General features: G+C 54.3%; 18 protein-coding genes. 9 read left to right on the plus strand and 9 right to left on the minus strand.

From position 1 onward, the window contains the following. Window positions 1–13: 13 nt before the first annotated feature. Window positions 14–568 (minus strand): GNAT family N-acetyltransferase, encoded by a 555-nt coding sequence (locus tag JOE09_RS19300; RefSeq protein WP_239553189.1) that lies wholly within the window; start codon window positions 566–568, stop codon window positions 14–16. Between the two features lie 60 nt (window positions 569–628). On the opposite strand from JOE09_RS19300, the gene JOE09_RS19305 reads away from it, so the two are divergent. After that, window positions 629–1207 carry a helix-turn-helix domain-containing protein gene (locus JOE09_RS19305; RefSeq protein ID WP_205066897.1) on the plus strand — a complete coding sequence of 193 codons (579 nt, stop codon included), beginning with the start codon at window positions 629–631 and terminating at the stop codon, window positions 1205–1207. 97 nt (window positions 1208–1304) lie between these two features. Here the strand turns inward: JOE09_RS19305 and JOE09_RS19310 are convergent, their stop codons facing one another. The 3 genes from JOE09_RS19310 to JOE09_RS19320 form a co-directional block, all read right to left on the minus strand. Then, window positions 1305–1742: a GNAT family N-acetyltransferase gene (locus JOE09_RS19310; RefSeq protein WP_205066898.1), complete on the minus strand. Its 438-nt coding sequence runs from the start codon at window positions 1740–1742 to the stop codon at window positions 1305–1307. A gap of 48 nt (window positions 1743–1790) precedes the next feature. Next, a complete protein-coding gene (locus tag JOE09_RS19315; protein ID WP_200559192.1) occupies window positions 1791–2543 on the minus strand; it encodes a DeoR/GlpR family DNA-binding transcription regulator in 753 nt (250 codons plus the stop codon). A gap of 124 nt (window positions 2544–2667) precedes the next feature. After that, the gene (locus JOE09_RS19320) at window positions 2668–3927 is read right to left on the minus strand and encodes a DUF1479 domain-containing protein (RefSeq protein ID WP_205066899.1); all 1260 of its coding nucleotides are present in this window, start codon (window positions 3925–3927) and stop codon (window positions 2668–2670) included. Window positions 3928–4114: 187 nt separating this feature from the next. On the opposite strand from JOE09_RS19320, the gene JOE09_RS19325 reads away from it, so the two are divergent. Beyond that, window positions 4115–4339, plus strand: a complete 225-nt coding sequence (locus JOE09_RS19325; RefSeq protein ID WP_205066900.1) for a hypothetical protein — start codon at window positions 4115–4117, stop codon at window positions 4337–4339. A 126-nt stretch (window positions 4340–4465) separates the two neighbouring features. Here the strand turns inward: JOE09_RS19325 and JOE09_RS19330 are convergent, their stop codons facing one another. Then, entirely contained in the window at window positions 4466–5458 is a 993-nt protein-coding gene (locus tag JOE09_RS19330) for a LacI family DNA-binding transcriptional regulator (protein WP_205066901.1), read from the minus strand. Window positions 5459–5956: 498 nt separating this feature from the next. On the opposite strand from JOE09_RS19330, the gene JOE09_RS19335 reads away from it, so the two are divergent. The 6 genes from JOE09_RS19335 (at window position 5957) to JOE09_RS19360 (ending at window position 14887) form a co-directional block, all read left to right on the plus strand. Further along, on the plus strand, window positions 5957–7546 hold the full coding sequence (locus JOE09_RS19335; protein WP_205066902.1) for an acyl CoA:acetate/3-ketoacid CoA transferase: 1590 nt from the start codon (window positions 5957–5959) through the stop codon (window positions 7544–7546). Then, on the plus strand, window positions 7539–8324 hold the full coding sequence (locus JOE09_RS19340; RefSeq protein ID WP_338049370.1) for an enoyl-CoA hydratase/isomerase family protein: 786 nt from the start codon (window positions 7539–7541) through the stop codon (window positions 8322–8324). Before JOE09_RS19335 ends, JOE09_RS19340 begins: the two co-directional genes overlap by 8 nt. A 1-nt stretch (window position 8325) precedes the next feature. Next, on the plus strand, window positions 8326–9846 hold the full coding sequence (locus JOE09_RS19345) for an aldehyde dehydrogenase family protein (RefSeq protein WP_205066903.1): 1521 nt from the start codon (window positions 8326–8328) through the stop codon (window positions 9844–9846). A 72-nt stretch (window positions 9847–9918) separates the two neighbouring features. Beyond that, a complete protein-coding gene (locus JOE09_RS26385; RefSeq protein ID WP_205066904.1) occupies window positions 9919–11523 on the plus strand; it encodes a GMC family oxidoreductase N-terminal domain-containing protein in 1605 nt (534 codons plus the stop codon). Between the two features lie 31 nt (window positions 11524–11554). After that, a complete protein-coding gene (fucP, locus tag JOE09_RS19355) occupies window positions 11555–12784 on the plus strand; it encodes an L-fucose:H+ symporter permease (protein WP_239553190.1) in 1230 nt (409 codons plus the stop codon). A gap of 27 nt (window positions 12785–12811) precedes the next feature. Continuing rightward, window positions 12812–14887: an FAD-binding protein gene (locus JOE09_RS19360; protein WP_205066905.1), complete on the plus strand. Its 2076-nt coding sequence runs from the start codon at window positions 12812–12814 to the stop codon at window positions 14885–14887. Window positions 14888–14940: 53 nt separating this feature from the next. On the opposite strand, the gene JOE09_RS19365 is transcribed toward JOE09_RS19360, so the two are convergent. From JOE09_RS19365 to JOE09_RS19380, 4 genes are read right to left on the minus strand one after another with little or no spacing between them, the layout of a single operon-like run. Then, window positions 14941–16458, minus strand: coding sequence for a GMC oxidoreductase (locus JOE09_RS19365; protein ID WP_205066906.1), 1518 nt, complete (start codon window positions 16456–16458; stop codon window positions 14941–14943). 1 nt (window position 16459) lies between these two features. After that, window positions 16460–16672: a hypothetical protein gene (locus JOE09_RS19370; RefSeq protein ID WP_205066907.1), complete on the minus strand. Its 213-nt coding sequence runs from the start codon at window positions 16670–16672 to the stop codon at window positions 16460–16462. Window positions 16673–16720: 48 nt separating this feature from the next. Beyond that, window positions 16721–17455 (minus strand): Gfo/Idh/MocA family protein, encoded by a 735-nt coding sequence (locus JOE09_RS19375; protein ID WP_205066908.1) that lies wholly within the window; start codon window positions 17453–17455, stop codon window positions 16721–16723. 2 nt (window positions 17456–17457) lie between these two features. Next, complete coding sequence (locus tag JOE09_RS19380) at window positions 17458–18735, minus strand: sugar MFS transporter (protein WP_205066909.1); 1278 nt, start codon at window positions 18733–18735, stop codon at window positions 17458–17460. Between the two features lie 203 nt (window positions 18736–18938). Between JOE09_RS19380 and JOE09_RS19385 the strand changes: the two genes are divergently transcribed. Continuing rightward, window positions 18939–19808, plus strand: a complete 870-nt coding sequence (locus JOE09_RS19385) for a helix-turn-helix domain-containing protein (protein WP_205066910.1) — start codon at window positions 18939–18941, stop codon at window positions 19806–19808. Window positions 19809–19843: the final 35 nt, after the last annotated feature.

Consider the following 19843-nt stretch of genomic DNA (forward strand, 5'->3'; position numbering starts at 1 on the left):
CTACATTTGGCTTTTATTGCGTTGACCGTGGTGACAGTCGCTCGGACTCGTCGGCTGCCGGACGCTCACGCGCATCCAGCTTCAGCTGCATAAAGGTCAGATCCAGCCAGCGGCCAAACTTCATACCCACTTCATGAAGCTGGCCGCTCTGCTTAAATCCCAGCTTTTCATGCAGCGCAATCGACGCCCGATTGCCGGATTCAATTCCCGCTACCATCACGTGCTTGCCCTGTTCGCGCGCGTGTTCAATCAGGGCTGACATCAGCGCCAGCCCCGCGCCGTGGCCGCGTGCGTCTTTATGCACATAGACGGAATGTTCAACCGTATGACGATAGCCATCCCAGGGGCGCCAGTCGCCGTAGGAGGCATAGCCAATGGTCTCCCCCGCCTCGCTCACCGCCACCAGCACCGGAAACCCGGCCGCCTGGCGGTCGCGAATCCACTGAATACGGTTGCCGATATCCACCCTTTTCTCATTCCAGATTGCCGTGGTGTTCTGTACCGCATCGTTATAGATCTCGGTGATTACCGCTGCATCATTCTCAACTGCCGTTCCGATCGTGACCATAGACACCTCCGGTTTCATCTAATAAAGTGGACGTATTGTTTACTATTTTATTTATCCACTATGTTAGATAACTTGTCCAGTAAAGAAGATGACATTAACCACCGCATCGGCCAGCGCATTAAACTGGAGCGGGAACTGCGCGGCTGGTCGCTGACCGATCTGGCGCAGCACTCCGGCGTTTCCCGGGCGATGATCCATAAAATTGAACGCGGTGAGAGCAGCCCGACGGCGACGCTGCTGGCCAGGCTGGCGGGATCGTTTGATATGAGTATGTCCCAGCTGATTGCGCAGAGTGAGATGCAGTCGGGCACGCTGCTGACGCTGGCTCAGCAGCCGGTGTGGCAGGACCCGGAGACGGGATATATTCGGCGGCACGTTTCCCCACAGCAGATCCCGGCGGACCTGGTCAGCGTGGAGCTGCCAGCAGGCGTATCGGTACCGATGCCGGCCATTTCCTATCTGTCGCGCCGCCAGTTAATCTGGGTGATCGGCGGCGAACTGGTGTTTCAGGAGGGGGAAAAAACCTTTGAGCTGGCCGAAGGGGACTGCCTGGCGCTGGGCGATCCGGCCGACTGCGTGTTTATCAACCGCAGCGAACGGCCGTGTCGTTATGCGGTGCTGGTGCTGAAGCCGCTTTAATATTCTCTCGTCGTGGTTGTAGATCCTGCTTATTTTGCTGACGGCAAGACAGTCATCGCGCGTTTTTCCGGGCGTGAAGCGAGTTACCCCTGGATCGTCAGGAGCTGCGTTTTTCCAGGCGGATATCGCCTTCGCCTGCGTCGGTTTCGTTGCCCCATCCGCTATGACGATAGAATCCGGCTGCGCGCGTAGTTTTACCCGTTTCCAGCCAGATAACGTCGTGCTGCCGGAACAGCTCATTTTCAGCAACCTGGACCAGCCGTTTACCAATCCCTCTGTTTTCATATTCAGGAAGAACAAAGGCGGCAAACAGGCAGGCATCTTCCGGGATAATCATGGAAAATCCGATGATTTTCTGGTCTTCAGCCGCTACCCATGCACAGGATGAATTCTGGATCATGGCGGTCACGGCGGCCCTGGTGATCCCCATTTCTTCAAGTTCTTCGCAGGTCAGCGTATTTTCACGGACCGAAGTGCGCACGTGAAACAGACCGTCGATATCATCGGACGTTGCTGCGCGGATGGTTATTGTCATGGCGGTAAATCCTTTTTTAGCTGAAAACGACCGTCAGTCTGCCTGGTGTTAGCGGCGCTGTGCGACAATATCCAACTGATATTTCTGCTTAATCAGCGTGTTACGGATGTCAGGCGACAATCCATCATCGGTAATAATCTGGCTAAAGGTATGCTCAATCGAGATCGGGTAGGGGTGGACGCTGCCGAATTTGGACGAATCCGTCAGCGCGATGGTCCAGGTGCCCCTGGCCATCACCGCATTCACTACGTCGCAGCGCATCATATTGCGGCCGGTAAAGCCGGTGTCCGCATGCCAGCCGTCCACGCCGATAAAAGCTTTATGGAAGTTAAGCTGCTGGATGCAGTAGCGTGTTAACGGTCCGACCACGGATTCGCTGCTTTTCTGATACTGGCCGCCGAGGATAACCACTTCGCACTGCGAGTCGCGCAGCAGATGGGCGATAAAATGGCTGACGGTAATAATCGTCAGATCGCTGCGCGAGGCGAGTGCGCGTGCCAGCAGGGCATTGGTGCTGCCGCCTTCAATAAAGATGGCTTCACCGTCGCCGATCTGTGAAGCGGCAAATTCCGCCAGCCCCTGCTTGATTTTGTAGCGGGTCTGCATGCGGGAATTCACGTCGTCACTGTCGGGTGCAACGGCGGAGCCGTGGACGCGCTTTAAAAAATTGTCGCGTTCCAGCGCGTTGAGATCCTGGCGGATGGTAACTTCAGAAACGCCGGTCAGCTGTGCCAGTTCGCTGACGCTAACGCTGCCTCTTTCGTTCACCAGCTGGATGATATGTTCGTGTCTGCTGTTCATTCAGGCTTTGATAAGGCTGGAATAATTCGGTTCAGTCTAACAGATATTCTTCACGGCATACCACGTCTGTGCCAGGTGGCCTGCGTGCGGCTGGCCCAAAACTTCAGGCCAGCCGTTTTGTCACTTATTCCAGCCCGAGGCTGCGCTTGCCGATGTTGTTCAAATCCGCAGTCGTAAAGCGCTGCTGCCAGTCGCGTTCGTAGTCCTCACGCGGGAAATCGCCCGGCGACGTTCCCCGATCCAGCGCCTGTGCCACTTTGTGCGCGTAGGCCAGATTCTTCTCGCAGAGCGGTGCCGCAGGGATATACATCACGTTGCCCCAGCCCTGCTGATCGGTCACCGGCGCCACCGAGTGGATCACATCACAGTGCCACCACACCGAATCGCCCGCCTGCAGTGACGGGATGGAACTCAGCCCCTCAATCAAGTCAGGATGCCACTGTGGCGAGATCGGCAGCACTTTGCCCGGTGCCACGCCGCACAGTTTATCTTCAGGAACGTCGTCCAGCAGCGGTCTCAGCAGGACGTAGGCCATCGCTTCCGGCACCGGCACCACGTGCAGCAACCCCTGGCCCTGCTGCATATCCGACAGTGCAGTCCAGCCCTGGAAGGTGCGGAAGGCAGAACATTTGGTCGTATTATCAACATCATATTCATGAACCTCGGTACGATGCGCCGCATCCCACGGGTCGTATGCGTCAAATTGATTGTTGAATATTTTGCTGAAAACCTGCTGATAGGCGGGCAGCAGCCAGCGCTCGAGCGCGCCGGAGTCGGTGTGTGCGCCCAGCCCTTTTGAGGTGGTTCCAGGCAGGCGGCGGCGAATTCGGTCTGGATAGATGATGCTGACGTCCGGGTTAAACCACTTCACGCCTTCCGATTCGAATTTCCACAGGCGATTAAGGAACGACTGCGTTTCGGCCATCGCCTCGCTTTGCCGCGCTTCCATCTGCGCGGTGGACCAGTAGATTGGATAAATCTCCGGTCGTGACGCCTCCAGGCTGCCAAAGAACGTATCCCCCGGCCCGCGGTACTGCTTATCGAAATCGTTGCGGTCCAGGTAGTCGAGCATAGAGGTATCCCACGCCAGGGTTTTATCACGCGGGAAGGTTTGCTTTACCACCACGCAACCGCGCCGCTTGATCGCCGCGATCTGTTCAGCAGTGACGCGTTTTTCAGCGATATCCGCCCAGTTAATCACCGGCCAGGCGGTGCCGTGTTCGGCCTCTTCCGCTCTGGCATGGGCGATTTCAGTGGTGATTTTTTGTTTAACTTGATTAAAAAGCCCTTCAACATCACCGATCTGCTGGCGAAGCTGCTTTTTCATCAGCCGAATCAGGGCTTTATGGTCTTCAGGTAGGGTGTTAGAGGTGAAATCGCTCATCGTGACAGCTCCGCTTCAGGTGTGTTAGGCTTCGAATGAAGGTTTTATTATCTTCGTTCGTAATTATGGCGACGAAGCTAACAAAAATGCAACAAGTCTTGCGTGAGTCGGATCACGAATCGTTCACGTTCCGGGAACGGAACGATCCGCTTTGCACAGGCCGATAGCGAAACGTGGGAGAGATGAAATGAGTATGTTGAGAGACAGTGCGCACTTTTTCCGCGACTACTTCAGGCTGTCCGCAGCCGACAGTGGCCGTATCTGGCAGGGTTTCAGCCCGGAGGCACGTTACGGCTATTTAGCGGCATTACTACAGTGGCAGGTGGATGAAGCTGATGACAACGGGCAGAGCTGTGAGGAGCGAAGCGGGCAACGGCATGAAAATAATGGCGTCGAGGGGCGCACAAAATAAGCCAACTTCGTTTGTGCTCTGATAAAAAACTGCCTGAAGCCTGAAGCCTGAAGCCTGAAGCCTGAAGCCTGAAGCCTGAAGCCTGAAGCCTGAAGCCCGATCGTCGGGCAGCAGAGAGCGGCAGGTTCAGCCTTTCGATCCGCAGGACTTGCGGATAATCAGCTCGGGCTTCAGCAAAGTGTGCGTAAAGGGAGCGGCGGGATCTTTCAGCCGGTTAAGGAGTATCTGGCTGGCCAGCTCGCCTACTTTGTGGCTTTGCAGGGCAACGGTGGTCAGCGGCGGATTGGTAAAGGCGGTATTCGCCACGCCATCACTGCCGACCACGGCAATATCTCTGCCGGCAATCAGGCCCTGTTCACCGATTTCGCTGAGTACACCGGTGGCAATCAGATCGTTATAGCAGACCACCGCCGTCGGGCGGTCACTCAGCTGTAGCAGCTGCTTCATCGCTTCTTTTCCGCCCGCCATGCTGATTTTACTCTCTACGATCCACGACGGATTGATGCTAAACCCGTTGTTCAGCAGGCAGTGCTCGTAGCCATCCTGGCGAACAACGCTGACGGAGTTAATGCGATTGCGGCCAATAAAGGCAATTTTTTGATGACCGAGGTCAATCAGATGCTGAGTAGCCAGCTTGATGCCTTCGTAATTATCACAGCCGATAAAATCGGAGTCTTCACCTTCCAACGGGCGCATCACGGTGACAAACGGCAGCTTCCAGCTTTTCAGCGTTCGGGTGAGTCCCGGCGGCGTACTGAGGGCCGGGCAGAGGATCAGCCCGGCGGCTTTTTGCTCGCGCATCGAATTAAGCACCTGTTCCTGAAGCGGAATGTCTTCCCCGGTATGGGATAGCAGGGTGATAAAACCGGATTCCAGCAGACGGCGCTCGGCACCGATCAACAGTTCAACAAAAAAGGAGTTGGTGAGGTCATTAACCACCATCGCTACAACGTTGCTGGTTCCCTGGCGCAGGCTGGCCGCACTGCGGTTATAGACGTAAGCAAGGCTTTCCGCCGCCAGTTTGACCTTTGCCGCCGTTTCCGGCTTCACCAGTTCGCTGTTGTTCAGAACAAGTGAGACAGTAGATTTGGACACGCCAGCAGCGCGAGCTATATCCATGATTGTCACTTTACCGTCACCCGTAGGAAGTCTCACTTTGTAGCCTCAAGAAAAAATTTCCCTAAGAGTAATCGCGGTACTGGTCAAAATCCACCTTTCCCCCTGCGGTATCCCCAATTAATGCCCTGCAAGTGAATGCACTTACAAGAAGTTTGCGACGAAGATCATATTTTGGATCTTATCTGTTATGACGGATTGACTCTTTATGATGCCATCTATAGTGTTTTGGAACGTTCCAAAATAAATTGGAACGATCCAATTTTAGATTTGTTTGGTTTTTGTATGCCGAAATGAGCACGGAATTTGAAGTGGCTCCGCATCATGCATAAACCAGTCAGAGCAAGAGGTGGTTAATTATGTTTATGTTTTACATCATTAATTTTGTTTTATCTCAACAAAGACTGGCTCTTGTTGAAGAAGGGGATGAGTAGGGCTAACGCGGATTCGTGAAGGGAAATGTATGTTTTGCCGATTTTAATCAAACAATAAGTGAATGCGATGAAAAAACTACTCACTGCTGACGAAGCCGCTGCGCTGGTCGGCGATAACGCCTCGGTCACCGTCAGTTCGGCCAGCGGTCTGAACTGCCCGGATGCGGTGCTGGCTGCCCTGGGCAAGCGCTACAGAAATGAAGGACATCCTCGTAATCTGACCATGATCCACCCTATCGCTGCGGGGGATATGTACGGTATTCCCGGGATTGAGCATCTTGCCCAGGCCGGGTTGCTGAAAAAAGTGATCGCCGGTTCGCTGCCCAGCGGTCCGTCCTCCTTACCGATGCCGGAAATCTGGCGGATGATTATCGACAACGAAATTGCCGGCTACAACGTACCCAGCGGCGTGCTGTTCGATCTGCATAAGGATGCGGCGGCTAAACGTCCCGGCGTCCTGACCCAGGTCGGCCTTGATACCTTCGTTGACCCGGATCGCCAGGGCTGTGCAATGAACGAACTGGCCGCTGCCGAACCGCTGGTCAGCAAAGTTAATTTCGCCGGTCAAACCTGGCTGCACTTCCATCCGCTGGTGCCTGATGTGGCGATTATCCGTGCCACCACCGCCGACGAGCGCGGCAACCTGTCGTTTGAGCATGAAGGCGGTGTGCTAGGCGTTGTCGAACAGGCGCTGGCGGTGAGAAACAACGGCGGTACGGTGATTGCTCAGGTCAAGCGCCTGACCAAAGCCGGTACGCTGAAACCCCATCACGTTCACGTTCCCTGTAACCTGGTGGACCATATCGTCGTGGCCCCGGACCAGATGCAGACCACCATGATTGCCTACGATCCGGCGATCAGCGGCGAAATCTTCCACCCCGAAAGCAGCTTTGAAGTGCCTGAGTGGGGAACCGAAAAACTGATCGCCCGCCGCGCCGCCATGCAGCTGAAAAAAGGCATGACCGTTAACCTCGGCTTTGGTATTTCCGCCAACGTCCCGCGCATTCTGTTGGAAGAGGGAATGAACGGTGAGGTGACCTGGGTGATTGAGCAGGGTGCGGTCGGCGGCATGCCGCTGCTGGGCTTTGCCTTTGGCTGTGCGGCCAACGCCGATGCCATCGTTCCGGCATCCACTCAGTTCACCTATTTCCAGGGCGGCGGTTTTGATATGGCAATGCTGTCATTCCTGCAGATTGACCGCCTCGGCAACGTGAACGTCTCAAAACTGCCGGGCAAGCCGTACCTGACCGCTGGCTGCGGTGGCTTTGTCGACATCACCACCCATGCGCGAAAACTGGTGTTCTCCGGCTTCTTTAAAGCCGGGGCCAGGCAGCGAATTGAAGGCGGGGAGCTGGTCATTGAGCAGGAAGGCAAGCTGCGCAAGCTGGTTAACGATGTCGATCACGTCACCTTCAGCGGCCGCATGGCGCTGGAGCGCGGACAGGACGTTATCTATGTTACCGAACGCTGCGTGATGCAGCTGACGAAAGAGGGGCTGATGGTGACGGAAATCGCGCCCGGTATGGATTTGACCCGGGATGTACTGGAGCAGGCCGATTTCCCGCTGCGGGTGTCAGATAACCTGAAAATAATGGACCCGCGCATGTTTTATGACGCGGTAATGGGGCTGGAACTGCCGGAGGTGGCACGTGGCTGAAAATATGGGCAGCGTCACGCTGGAGACGCGCGGCACGATTGCCGTTGTTACGTTGGACCGCCCTGCAAAGCTCAATGCGCTGACGCCTTTTATGCTGAGCGAACTGGCGCGGATTGCGGATGAGATTGAAGAACATCCTGCGCTGCGTGCCGTGGTGCTGACCGCAGGCGGGGAACGCGCTTTCTGCGTGGGTGCGGATATCAAAGTCTGGTCATCGCTGGAAGCGCTGGATATGTGGCGCAACTGGGTGCGTAAAGGCCATCGTGTTTTCGACCGCTGGGCCACGCTCCGAGTGCCGGTGATTGCGGCGATCAACGGCCACGCCTTTGGTGGCGGGCTGGAGCTGCTGGCGACCTGTGATATTCGCGTCACCGATCCGGCGGCCACTTTCGCCCTGCCGGAAGCGGGGATTGCTACCTGTCCGGGATGGTCAGGCACCCAGCGTCTGGTACAGCTGATTGGACCGGGTCAGGTGAAATATATGGCATTAACCGGTATCCGTATCAACGCCGACCGCGCGTATGAGATGGGCCTGGTACAGGAAATCAGCGAGCCGGGCAACGTGCTGGCAACGGCTATTGCGCTGGCGGAGAAGATCAGCGAGCAGGCACCGGTTTCCGTACAGCTGACCCGGCAAATTATCGATGCAGGCGCAGGAACGGATACGGCGATGGCGCTGGAATCCATTGCCGGTGCGCTGGCAGCAACCACACGTGATGCGAAAGAAGGACTGGCGAGTTTTTCTGAGCGGCGTAAAGCAGAATACCTGGGAGAATAAGATGACCACTTTTTTAACCGCAGACCAGTCAGTCCTGTCCGGTTACCGGCCTTATCACGGCAGTATGCTGATTAACGGAGAGTTCCGTGACTCAGTTGGCGGCAAGCGTATCGACCGCATCGGGCCTGCGCACGGCATCATCGCCGGAACCTATGCTGACGGCAGCGCGGAGGACGCCCTGCTGGCCATTTCTGCGGCGCGCCGGGCGTTTGATTCGGGAACCTGGGCGTCGTTTACCGCGAAAGAGCGCGCGGAGCTGCTGCTGAAGATTGCCGACGGCATTGCGCAGCGCAGTGAAGAGATGGCGATTATCGAATGTCTTGAGACCGGTAAACCGCTGGCGCAGGCGCGCGGCGAAGTGTCCGGCTGCGTGGATTTATGGCGCTATGCCGCCTCGCTGGCCCGCACGCTGCACGGTGAAAGCTACAACACGCTGGGCGACCAGATGCTGGGCCTGGTGCTGCGCCAGCCGGTGGGTGTGGTATCGATGATCACGCCGTGGAATTTCCCTATCTGGATACTGAGCCAGAAGCTGCCGTTTGCGCTGGCGGCGGGCTGTACCGTAGTGATTAAACCGAGTGAGTTCACCAGCGGAACCACGCTGATTCTGGGCGAAATTCTCACCGATGCGGGCGTGCCTGCGGGCGTCGTCAACATTGTCACCGGCCTGGGCACTAACGTGGGCAGCCCGCTGGTGGATCACGACGATGTCGACATGCTGTCGTTTACCGGCTCCACTCGGGTAGGCAGGCATATCGCGGCAGAAGCCGGGCGCAAGCTGAAGAAAGTCTCGCTGGAACTGGGGGGCAAAAATCCGCAAATCATCTTCCCGGACTGCGATTTTGACGCGGCGGTTGATGCGGTGGTGTTTGGCGTCTATTTCAACGCCGGTGAATGCTGCAACAGCGGCAGCCGCGTGTTGGTACATCAGGACATTGCCGAGAAATTTACCCGCGCGGTGGTGGAAAAGGCCCGCCGGGTGAAGGTCGGCGATCCACTGCATCCCGAGGTCAAGGTCGGTTCCATTATCAATGATAACCAGATGGCGGTGATTGAAGACGCTATCCGCTCGGCCCGTGAAGACGGCGCTGAAATTCTGCTCGGCGGTGAGCGGGTAACGGGCGGGCAGGGACTGTTTATGGCCCCCACCGTGGTCGGCGGCGTAAAGGCGGAGATGCAGATTGCACAGGAGGAAGTATTTGGTCCTGTATTAGCCATTCTGACCTTTGCCGATTATCAAGAGGCAATCAATATTGCCAATAACACGCTGTACGGACTTTCCGCCGCCGTGTGGAGCAAGGATATTGATATATGCCTGGAAGCCGCGCGGAAAATTAATGCCGGTACGGTCTGGGTGAATACCTTCCTTGACGGTACGCCGGAATTACCGTTTGGCGGATTTAAACAATCCGGTCTGGGGCGTGAATTAGGTAAGAGCGCGGTAGAAGATTATACCGAGCAGAAAACCGTGCAATTACATATTGGCGCCAGAACCAACTGGTGGATAAATAACGCCAACTGATTCAATTCTTGAATTAAATAATAATGCGGCCATCCGAATAAGATGGCTGCCGTCTCATGACGTGAGGTCAACGTGGAATACGATTATATTATTATCGGCGGAGGATCTGCCGGTTGCGTTTTGGCGAACCGGCTCAGCGAAGATCCGGCTATTAAGGTGCTGCTGCTGGAAGCTGGCGGGGGAGATTCTCATCCGCTGTTCAGCATGCCCGCCGGCTTTGCCAAAATGACCAAGGGCCGCAGCAGCTGGGGCTGGCACACCGTTCCGCAGAAGCATCTGAATAACCGCGTGCTGAGATTTACCCAGGCGAAAGTGATTGGCGGCGGGTCATCGGTGAATGCCCAGGTTTATACCCGCGGATCGAAACATGATTATGACGAATGGGAACAGGCCTGCGGCGTTAAAAACTGGGCCTATAAAGATGTGCTGCCCTATTTTAAAAAGTCCGAAAAAAACCAGCGCTTCGTTAATGAATATCATGATTACCGTGGTCCGCTTGGCGTATCAAATCCGATCAGTCCACTACCTATTTGCGAAGCTTTTTTCCAGGCCGGTCAGGAATTAAATATTCCCTATAACCCGGATTTTAACGGAGAGCATCAGGGGGGATTAGGGTATTACCAGCTTACCCAGCTTAATGCCAAACGCTCCTCAACCTCAGTAGCCTATTTACGTCCGGCGCAGTCGCGGCCGAATCTGACCGTGAAGCTGAATACCTTCACCCTGCGTATTTTGCTGGAAGGCAAGCGGGCGACCGGCGTGGAAATTGCCACCGGTAGCGGCGGGACGCAGCAGGTGCGCGCGTCGCGGGAAGTGATTGTTACCTCCGGTGCTTTCGGCTCGCCTAAGCTGCTGATGCTTTCCGGCATCGGCCCGGCCCGGCATCTGGAAGAGCAGGGTATTACGGTTAAACATGACCTGGCGGGCGTGGGCAGCAATCTGCAGGATCACCTCGATCTGTTCGCCATTGCCGAATGTACCGGCGACCACACCTACGACCCCTGCCTGAAAATCCACCACGCCGCCTGGGCCGGTTTGCAGTATCTGCTGCTGAAGAAGGGGCCGGTAGCCTCCAGCCTGTTTGAAACCGGCGGCTTCTGGTATCTGGACAGCAACGCACGATCGCCGGACGTGCAGTTCCACCTGGGGCTGGGTTCCGGGATTGAAGCGGGCGTTGAGCAGATGAAAAACTCTGGCGTTACGCTGAACTCCGCGTTCCTGCGCCCACGCTCGCGGGGCACGTTGCGGCTGGCCAGCGGCAACCCTGCTGATGCGCCGCTGATCGATCCGAATTACTGGGCGGACCCTTACGACCGGGAAATGTCACTGCGCGGCCTGAAGCTGGTGCGCGAAATTCTGTCGCAGGATGCGTTCAAGCCCTTTGTTAAGGAAATTCGTCTGCCTTCGCCGCAGATCCGTACCGATGACGAGCTCTTCGAGTACGCCTGCCAGAACGCGAAAACCGATCATCACCCGGTTGGCACCTGCCGCCTGGGTGTAGAGGGCGATCCGGATGCGGTAGTGGATGAGCATCTGAACGTCTTCGGGCTGCAGGGGCTGCGCATTGCGGATTCATCCGTGATACCGCGTGTACCAAGCAGTAATACCAACGCGCCGACCATCATGATTGCCGAGAAGGCAGCGGATGCCATTCTCGGCCGGTTGGGCAGTCATTAAACAATAAAAAAACATCTGCAAAGAGGTCTGTATGAGTATTGATAATAACATCGCTTCTGTTCCTGCATTTAATAATAAGACTGTTTCGGTAAAGCTGGCATTTGGCATGATCACCTCGCTGTTTTTCCTGTGGGGGCTTTCCCATGGCCTGTTAGATGTTTTAAATAAACATTTCCAGGATTCTTTAAACGTCAGCAAGGCGCAGTCAGGCTATTTGCAAATGGCCTATTACGGTGCCTATTTCCTTGTGGCGATTCCGGTCGGGGCGGTGATGCAGCGCTATGGCTATAAGCTGGGGGTGATCTGCGGGTTATTGCTGTTCGCTGCCGGAGCGCTGCTGTTTGTGCCAGCCACCTCGGCGGGTACTTTTGCCTTTTTCCTGTTTGCCCTGTTTATTCTGGCCTGTGGATTAGGCTGCCTGGAAACGTCGGCCAATCTGTATGCGTCGGTGCTGGGTGATGCTAATAACGCTGAACGCCGCCTGAATTTCGCCCAGTCTTTTAACGGCCTTGGCGTGTTTATGGGGCCGATTATTGGCGGTACGCTGTTCTTCGCGCCGGACATTCGCATTGCCGGGCACGCCTTCGATCCGGTGATGACCACCTACGTGGTACTGGCTGCGGTGGTCCTGCTGCTGATGGTGGTGTTTATCGTCACCCGCCTGCCGGAAGTGCAGGAAGCCCGTGAAGACAGCCGTTTGGGCGCAGCGCAACAGAGCATCTGGAAAAAACCGAGCTTTACCGGTGCGCTGGCCGCGCAGTTCTTTTATATGGCTGCGCACGTGGGGATCGCCTCATTCTTTATTAACTACGCCATCGATCACTGGAAAGGCACCAGCGTGCAGGATGCTTCTTATCTTCTTTCCTGCGCGATGCTGACTTTTATGATTGGTCGTTTTATCAGTACCTGGGTAATGAAGTATTTTGCGCCGCGCAGCATGTTAATTACCTACAGTATTATTAATATCCTGCTGTGTTCACTGGCGGTCATCGGCGTGGAAAAAATCTCCGTTATCGGTCTGGTGGTTATCTTCTTCTTCCTGTCGATTATGTACCCGTGCATCTTCGCCATGGGGGTTAAAAACCTGGGCGCACAGTCTAAACGAGCGGGTTCTTATCTGGTCATGACCTTAGTCGGCGGTGCAATTTCACCTTATCTGATGGGAATGATTGCCGATTATTCCTCAATGGCAACCGCATTTATTATTCCGGTGTTCAGCTTCGTCGTCATTCTGTTCTATGCCGTGAAGTGTACGCGTTAATTAATTTAAATATGCCTGGAAAACAATATGAGTGTTGTTGATCAACATATTCTGGATAGCCTGACGCAGGTATCTTTCCCTAAGTCATTTAATAAAGTCCGGGAAAGTGAAATCAGGGAGATTAGCGGACTGAATGTTCCATTTTATCACTACGACGCCGTGGTAGTCGGCACCGGAGCCGCCGGCCTGCGCGCGGCCGTGGAGCTGAAGCGGAAAAACGTCAACGTCCTGCTGGTCACCTCGGGGCTGTATATGGGCACCTCGGCCTGTTCGGGATCGGATAAACAGACGCTGTTTACCGCTGCCACGGGCAAAAGTGGCGATAACTTCCATCAGCTGGTGGCGGCGCTGAGTTCAGGCGGCGGGATGGATAAAGATATCGCCTACGTAGAGGCCGTGGGTTCCATACACACTCTGGCGGGGTTGCAGTATCTGGGTCTTGAGCTACCGGAAGACCGCTTCGGTTCGATATTGCGCTATCAAACCGATCATGATGAGGCCGGTCGCGCCACCAGCTGCGGTCCGCGTACCTCGCGGCTGATGGTGAAAGTGCTGCTGGAGGAGACGCAGCGGCTGGCGATACCGATGCTGACAGCCACAACGGCGCTAAAGCTGATCAAGCAGCGGGACAGCACCGGTGCGGAGCGCTGTGCCGGTTTGCTGGTCAGCACCGGCAGCGCGGTTCACAATCCCTATCGCTTTGGGGTTATCAATGCCGCATCGGTGGTGCTGGCCACCGGCGGGCCGGGGGATATGTATCGCGACAGCGTTTACCCGAAGAAGTGTTATGGTTCGCTGGGGCTGGCGCTGGAAGGTGGGCTGAGGTTAGCCAATATTATTGAGAGCCAGTTTGGCATCGGTACGCCGCGCACGGCGTTTCCGTGGAATCTGTCAGGGACTTACGTACAGGTGATCCCCTATATCTATTCGGTGGATGCGCAGGGCAACGAGCATAACTTCCTCGCGCAGTATTATCGCACCACGCAGGAGCTGGCCTCGAACGTCTTTCGCAAAGGCTATCAGTGGCCGTTCCACGCCACGCGCACGCTGGAGTACGGCTCCAGCCTGGTGGATATGGCGATTGCCGAAGAGGTGAAAAACGGGCACCGGGTGTATATGGATTTCAACCGCAATCCGCAGCCGGTTCCGGGGGATCTGCCGTTCTCGCTGGCGCGGCTTGATGCGGACGTCAGCAGCTACCTGGCCAATAACGAATGCGCGGCTGAACTGCCCATCGATCGGCTGAAACAGATGAACCCGCTGGCCATCGAGCTTTATGCTATGCACGGCTGCGATATCACGCGCAGCCCGCTGGAATTTGCGGTGAACAATCAGCATATGAACGGCGGTATTGAGGTGGACATCTGGGGGGAAACCAGCCTGGCCGGTTGTTTTGCGCTGGGTGAAGTGGCCGGGACCCATGGCGTCACCCGGCCCGGCGGCGCGGCGCTGAACTCCGGGCAGGTGTTTGGCGTGCGGGTGGCGCAAAAGGTGGCGCACGACGTACAGCAGCGCCAGCTGCAGGGTGCGCGCGCGTTGGAAATCAATTATGCCGATTCAATGGCGGAGATCGTTCTGTGGGCAGAAAAATCGCTGTCGGAGGACGCCCTCGACCCCGTGGCGCTGAAAAGCGAGATCCGCAACCGCATGTCGGACAAGGCCGGATTTGTTGTCGCGGCACAGGAAACCGCAGAGGAACAGCAGCGGGCTGCGTTGCTGCTGAGCGAGGTGCTGGCGAAAGGTGTGAGGTTGACCAGCCTGACTCGGCTGACCGAAAACATACTCTGGCGGCATTTTGCGCTAGCTTCAGCTGCAGTGATGGCGATGCTGAGCACGTATGTCGAAGGCGGCGGCGGCAGCCGTGGTGCCCGAATTATCCTTGATGAACTGGGGGATTCAGTTCCCGAGGGCCGCAGTGGGCCGATTGAGAAATGGCGCTTCCGATCGGAGAGAACCGCTGCGCCGGACAGCAAGCTGCTGATTGCGTGGGACGGTGAACGCTTCCATCATGCCTCGCGTCCGGTGAACGATCCGGTGGATCTCAGTAAAGTCTTTTTTGAAAAGAACTGGCCTGATTTCCTGATGGGGAAAATATACCGCTAATAAAAAAACGCCATGTCTGACATGGCGTTTTGCTTTGTAGCGGATTGGAGTCCTTATTTGGCAAGACGATGCTGCATTATGTGGTCCGCCACTCGCAGCGCCTGCGCGGCAATAGTCAGTGAAGGATTAACCGCCGCTGAACTGGGCATAAAGCTGGCGTCCACCACGTACAGGTTCTCATGCTCCCAGGCCTGACAGTAACTGTTAAGCGGATCGCGCTCGGGATCGATACCCATTCTGACCGTGCCGCACTGGTGTGACGGCGTTCGTTTATCGAAGGGTTTACTCATCACAAAATAGAACCCACATTTCTTAAGTGCATTGCTGAGTTTTTTCACCAGTCGGGTATGCGCCGCCCAGTTATTGCGCTCCCAGTGCAGAGTTATTTTATCGCCGTCCAGCTGGATACGGTTGTCCGGGGAGGGCAAATCTTCACTCATGGCGTAAAAATCAATGCTGTGCCTGCTGAAGTAGTTCAAGGCGAAACCCGGCGCGGCGGGAAGGGATGACTTGAGGATCTGACCGGACACGCGACCCAACAGCTGAATGTTGCCCAGCGGGTAGCCACCTGCGCCATCGGAAAGATAGAAATCATTCAGGCCGAAGGTTTTCTGATACACAGAGCGGTTGCAGTAGCGATGGCTGAAGCCCACCACGGCGGTGCAGTTGTGGTTCATAAAGTTGCGGCCAACCATGCCAGAGCGATTCGCCAGCCCGTTGGGGTAGCGGGCGTTTTTCGATTTAAGCAGCAGCGCAGCCGAATGTACGGCTCCGGCGGCGAGAATAACCAGTTGAGGGCGCACGCTACAGGTCTGATTATTGCGTTGATAAACCACCTCTTCGATGCGTCCGCCGTCCGCAGCGGTTTTCAGTCTGATGACCTTGCTGCCGGTCAAAAGTTGAATATTGCTGTGGCTGGCGGTCAGGCTCAGGGCGGCGGTTTCCGCATCAAACTTGCCGTTAAAATAGTGGGGATGTGCATCCCACGGGACTTTGCGCGACTGGCTCCACTGTGCAATATCTACTGCCAGCGGCAGAGAATAGGGACTAAGACCCTGTTTTTGCAGCCTGCGGCGGACGATGGCGATATCGGCTTCATCCTCAATGGCTGCAAAAGCATAGGGGTGGGAACGGGGTGGTTCGGTCGGGTCGGCCTGGCTGTCGCCCCTGACCCGATAGAGTTTTTCCGCCGCGCAGTACCAGGGTTCCAGTTCGGCATAACCGAATGGCCAGGCGGGGGAAACGCCTCCTTCATGGATCATCTCCTCAAAGTCCTCCTGCCGGTAGCGTGCCAGTACCGCGCCGTAGAACTTGGAGTTGCCACCAACGTAGTAGTAATTCCCTGGGCGAAAAGCTTTATTATCTTTATCGAACCAGACTTCGTCGGGCTTGAAGTGCTGCTGAGAGAATATCTTCTGCTGATCGTCATTGTCCGGAGAGTCCGGCATCTGTTCGCCGCTTTCCAGAATGAGGATCTTCAGATCGCTGTTAGCAAGCCCGAAAGCCATGGTGGCTCCACCAATACCGGAGCCAATAATCACAATGTCGGGATGGTTTAAATCACGATGCATTTTACTGTTCCTCACCGATATGAACGGTCATTCCGGAAGAAACCGCTTTCACTACGGCAAGGGATACTGCCAGAGACTGTCTTCCGTCATCACCACTGGCCGCCGGTTGCCCACCATTGAATATCGCATTGCGGAACGAGGCTAAACCGCGTTCATAAAGACTGGCGTGTTCGATCGCTAACGGTTCAGACCCGTGACGGTTATGCAGCGTCACTTCGCCTACGGGGTTCTGCGTCAGAATATTGCGCGCACGCAGCGTACCCTACGTGCCGATCACATCAATACTGGTTTCAAAATTGCGGGCGGTGAAGGAGTCAAAAAAACTGACCAGCGTACCTTTAGAAAAACGAAGCGTGCCCATCACCGTCTCCACCGAGCCACTCTGGCTCAGCAGTCCGTCCTGGGCCATTGCGGAAACGGCGACGACGTCGTCATCCAGTAAAAATCTCAATGTATCAATATCATGAACGGTAATATCCATAATCACACCGTTGCCTGCGCTGTTATCCGTCCGCCAGCCAATCAGATTTTCAGGTAGAGAAACGGCGTGGCAGAAGCGAACGGTGAGAATATCGCCCAGCGTGCCGTTCCGAATCTCGTCGCGCATTTTCCGAATCGTCGCGGCATTGCGCAGGTGGTGGTTTACCGCCAGCACTCGGTTGCACGCAGATGCCCGTTCGATCATCGTTGTCGCTTCTTCCATCGAGAGTGCCATCGGTTTTTCGCACAGCACGTGCTTGCCATACTCCAGTGCCAGCATCGCCTGCGGGAAATGCTTTTCGTTGGTTGTGGAGATATATACGGCATCAATATCCTGCTGCGAAAGGGCAAGTTTCAGGTCCGTGGTAAAACGGGCAATATTGTTTTTTTCAGCAAATGCCGCAGCCCGTTGTTCATCACCACTAACCAGCCATGATATTTCATCGCCGCCTGCGCGAATCGCATCAATAACAAACTGTTGTGCAATGGTGCTGGCACCTATAAGAAGCCACTTCATGATTAATTTCCTTGTTTAGCACAGTATGTGCCGAATAAAAATATTAATAAGTAACATGCTGCCGGAATTATTAAGCTGAGTTTTAACGTGAATATATCGGCCAGAAGGCCGGTAATGGGAGGGATGAACCCTCCGCCGACGATGGCACAGCAGAGCAGGCCGGAACCTTCAGCTGAACGGGAATTAAGCTTCGAGCAGGAAAGAGAAAATATTGTTGGGAACATAATTGAATTAAAAAGGCCAACCGCGAGCAATGCAAAACCGGCCAGCTCTCCATGGGAATTCATACTGACCGCAATCAGTGTGATAACCATTGCCGAGAATATAAACAGAATCTTCGCAGGAGAAATTATTTTCATCAGTGCCGAGCCGATAAAACGACCCACCATGGCCCCACCCCAGTAAAAAGCAATATATTTACCTGCCTGTTCAGGTGTAATGGCCATGACATCACCATGAGTCAGATAATTAACTAATATGCTGCCGATGGTGACCTCAGCCCCAACGTATAAAAACAGGCTGATAAACCCGAGGCGAAAACGTGTACTGCTAAATAAATTCAGTGAGTTCATCAGGTTAGTTTTTGGTGGCATCGTGCTGTGCTGACCAAATGACTTAAATCTGAACATGGCTGCGCAAAACAGAAAAATGACCACGGCGATGGCTGTATAGGCCTGACCGATCACGGCCGTTTCTTTCTGCATGGCCGCGGCCAGTTCCGCTCCATGAAGGGTTGAGAGATCGATACCAGAAATAGCACCGAGAATAAAAATTGCCCCGATCCATGGTGCAACGGTGGTGCCTAATGAATTGAATCCGTGGCCAAGCGTCAGCCTGATAGATGCGCTTCTGGCTGAACCAAGTAGGGTGATTAGCGGGTTGGCAACCACCTGAATAACGGTGACACCAACGGCCAGCAGAAATAAAGCGCCAAGGAATGCCGGGAACAACCCGATATGAGTGGCCGGAATAAATGCCAGGCAGCCAATGCCCATAATCAGCAGCCCGGCAATCGCCGATTTGACATAGCCGAAGCGGATGATCAGCCTGCTGGCGGGGATGGAAGCGGTAAAGTAGGCGAAGAAAAAGGCGGACTGTACCAGCATTGATTCCATATAGGTGAGCTGGAAAAGCTCCTTCAGTTTAGGGATCAACACATCGTTTAAACTGGTGATACTGCCAAACATAAAAAATAGTGAGAATACCATCAATTTCAATGGCGTATTAATCTGGTAATGATCTTCTTTTGTTGAATGTAATATAGCGGCAGGTGTGCTCATCTTCTATCCTTTATTGATCTGGTTCACATTATCGAATTTCAATTATTGACATTTATTTTATATTTTTTATTGACATTTATCTTAGGCTGGGTGTTAAGTTGATAATATGTCGACGGCTAGAGAATGGCTGTTTTAGGTCTGTTATGTAAGTGTTAAAATGTCAATAACTGATACTATCCTACCAATAATGATGAGAGTGGATTATGAAGTCTGATTATGAAAAGATTATTAATAATCCTTATGTGTCATGGTCATTTCTTCATCGAGTGATGCAGGATGAGATTCCTTTTCAGTGGCATCATCACCCTGAGTATGAATTAACGTTTACACTAAATAGCTACGGCGTTAAATATATTGGTGGGGACATTAATCATTATAAAGATAATGATTTGGTCTTGATTGGTCCGAATGTTCCTCATTCATGGAAATCGCAGGGAAAGATTAATGATGCCGATCCACATTTGGCTCTGGTTATCTGGTTTAGTTCTGAATGGATTGAAAAGCTGGCTGATACTTTCCCAGAGATGAAGGCGGTTAAAGATTTTTTGCGCCGAATCACCTCTGCGGTAACATTTAGCGAAGCTGTTATTCAGCAGGTCAGGCCGGATATTATGTCTATTGCTGAACTGGCTCCGCCCTATCGTACGCCGCTGTTGTTGAATATTCTGTTAAAGCTCGCGTCGGATTCGGTAACGGAATTCTCCACCATTATTCATTCTGAGCATTTTCGTGAAGACAGAAAGCAGATTAGAAATATTCTCGAGGTGATTGATTACCTGAATAATAACTATCATCAGCGTGTTTCGGTGGAGCAGATGGCAACCCTTTGCCACGTCAGTTCGACCACTTTTCACCGACTTTTTAAGCGCATCACTAAGAAGTCACCGATGGACTACATTATCAACCTGCGCATTCTGCATGCGGCCGAAAAACTACTGGAATCGCAGGATTCTGTTTCCAGTATTGCCGATGAGGTCGGCTACTCCTCGCTGGCCCTGTTTAATCGCCATTTTAAAGCCTCCAAGGGGATGCCGCCCAGAGAGTTTCGCGATACTTATCTGAAGAACAGATAACCGGCCATGAAAAAACCGGGCCATTGATGGCCCGG

This window comes from Pantoea coffeiphila (assembly GCF_016909495.1).
GTDB classification, from domain to species: domain Bacteria; phylum Pseudomonadota; class Gammaproteobacteria; order Enterobacterales; family Enterobacteriaceae; genus Erwinia; species Erwinia coffeiphila.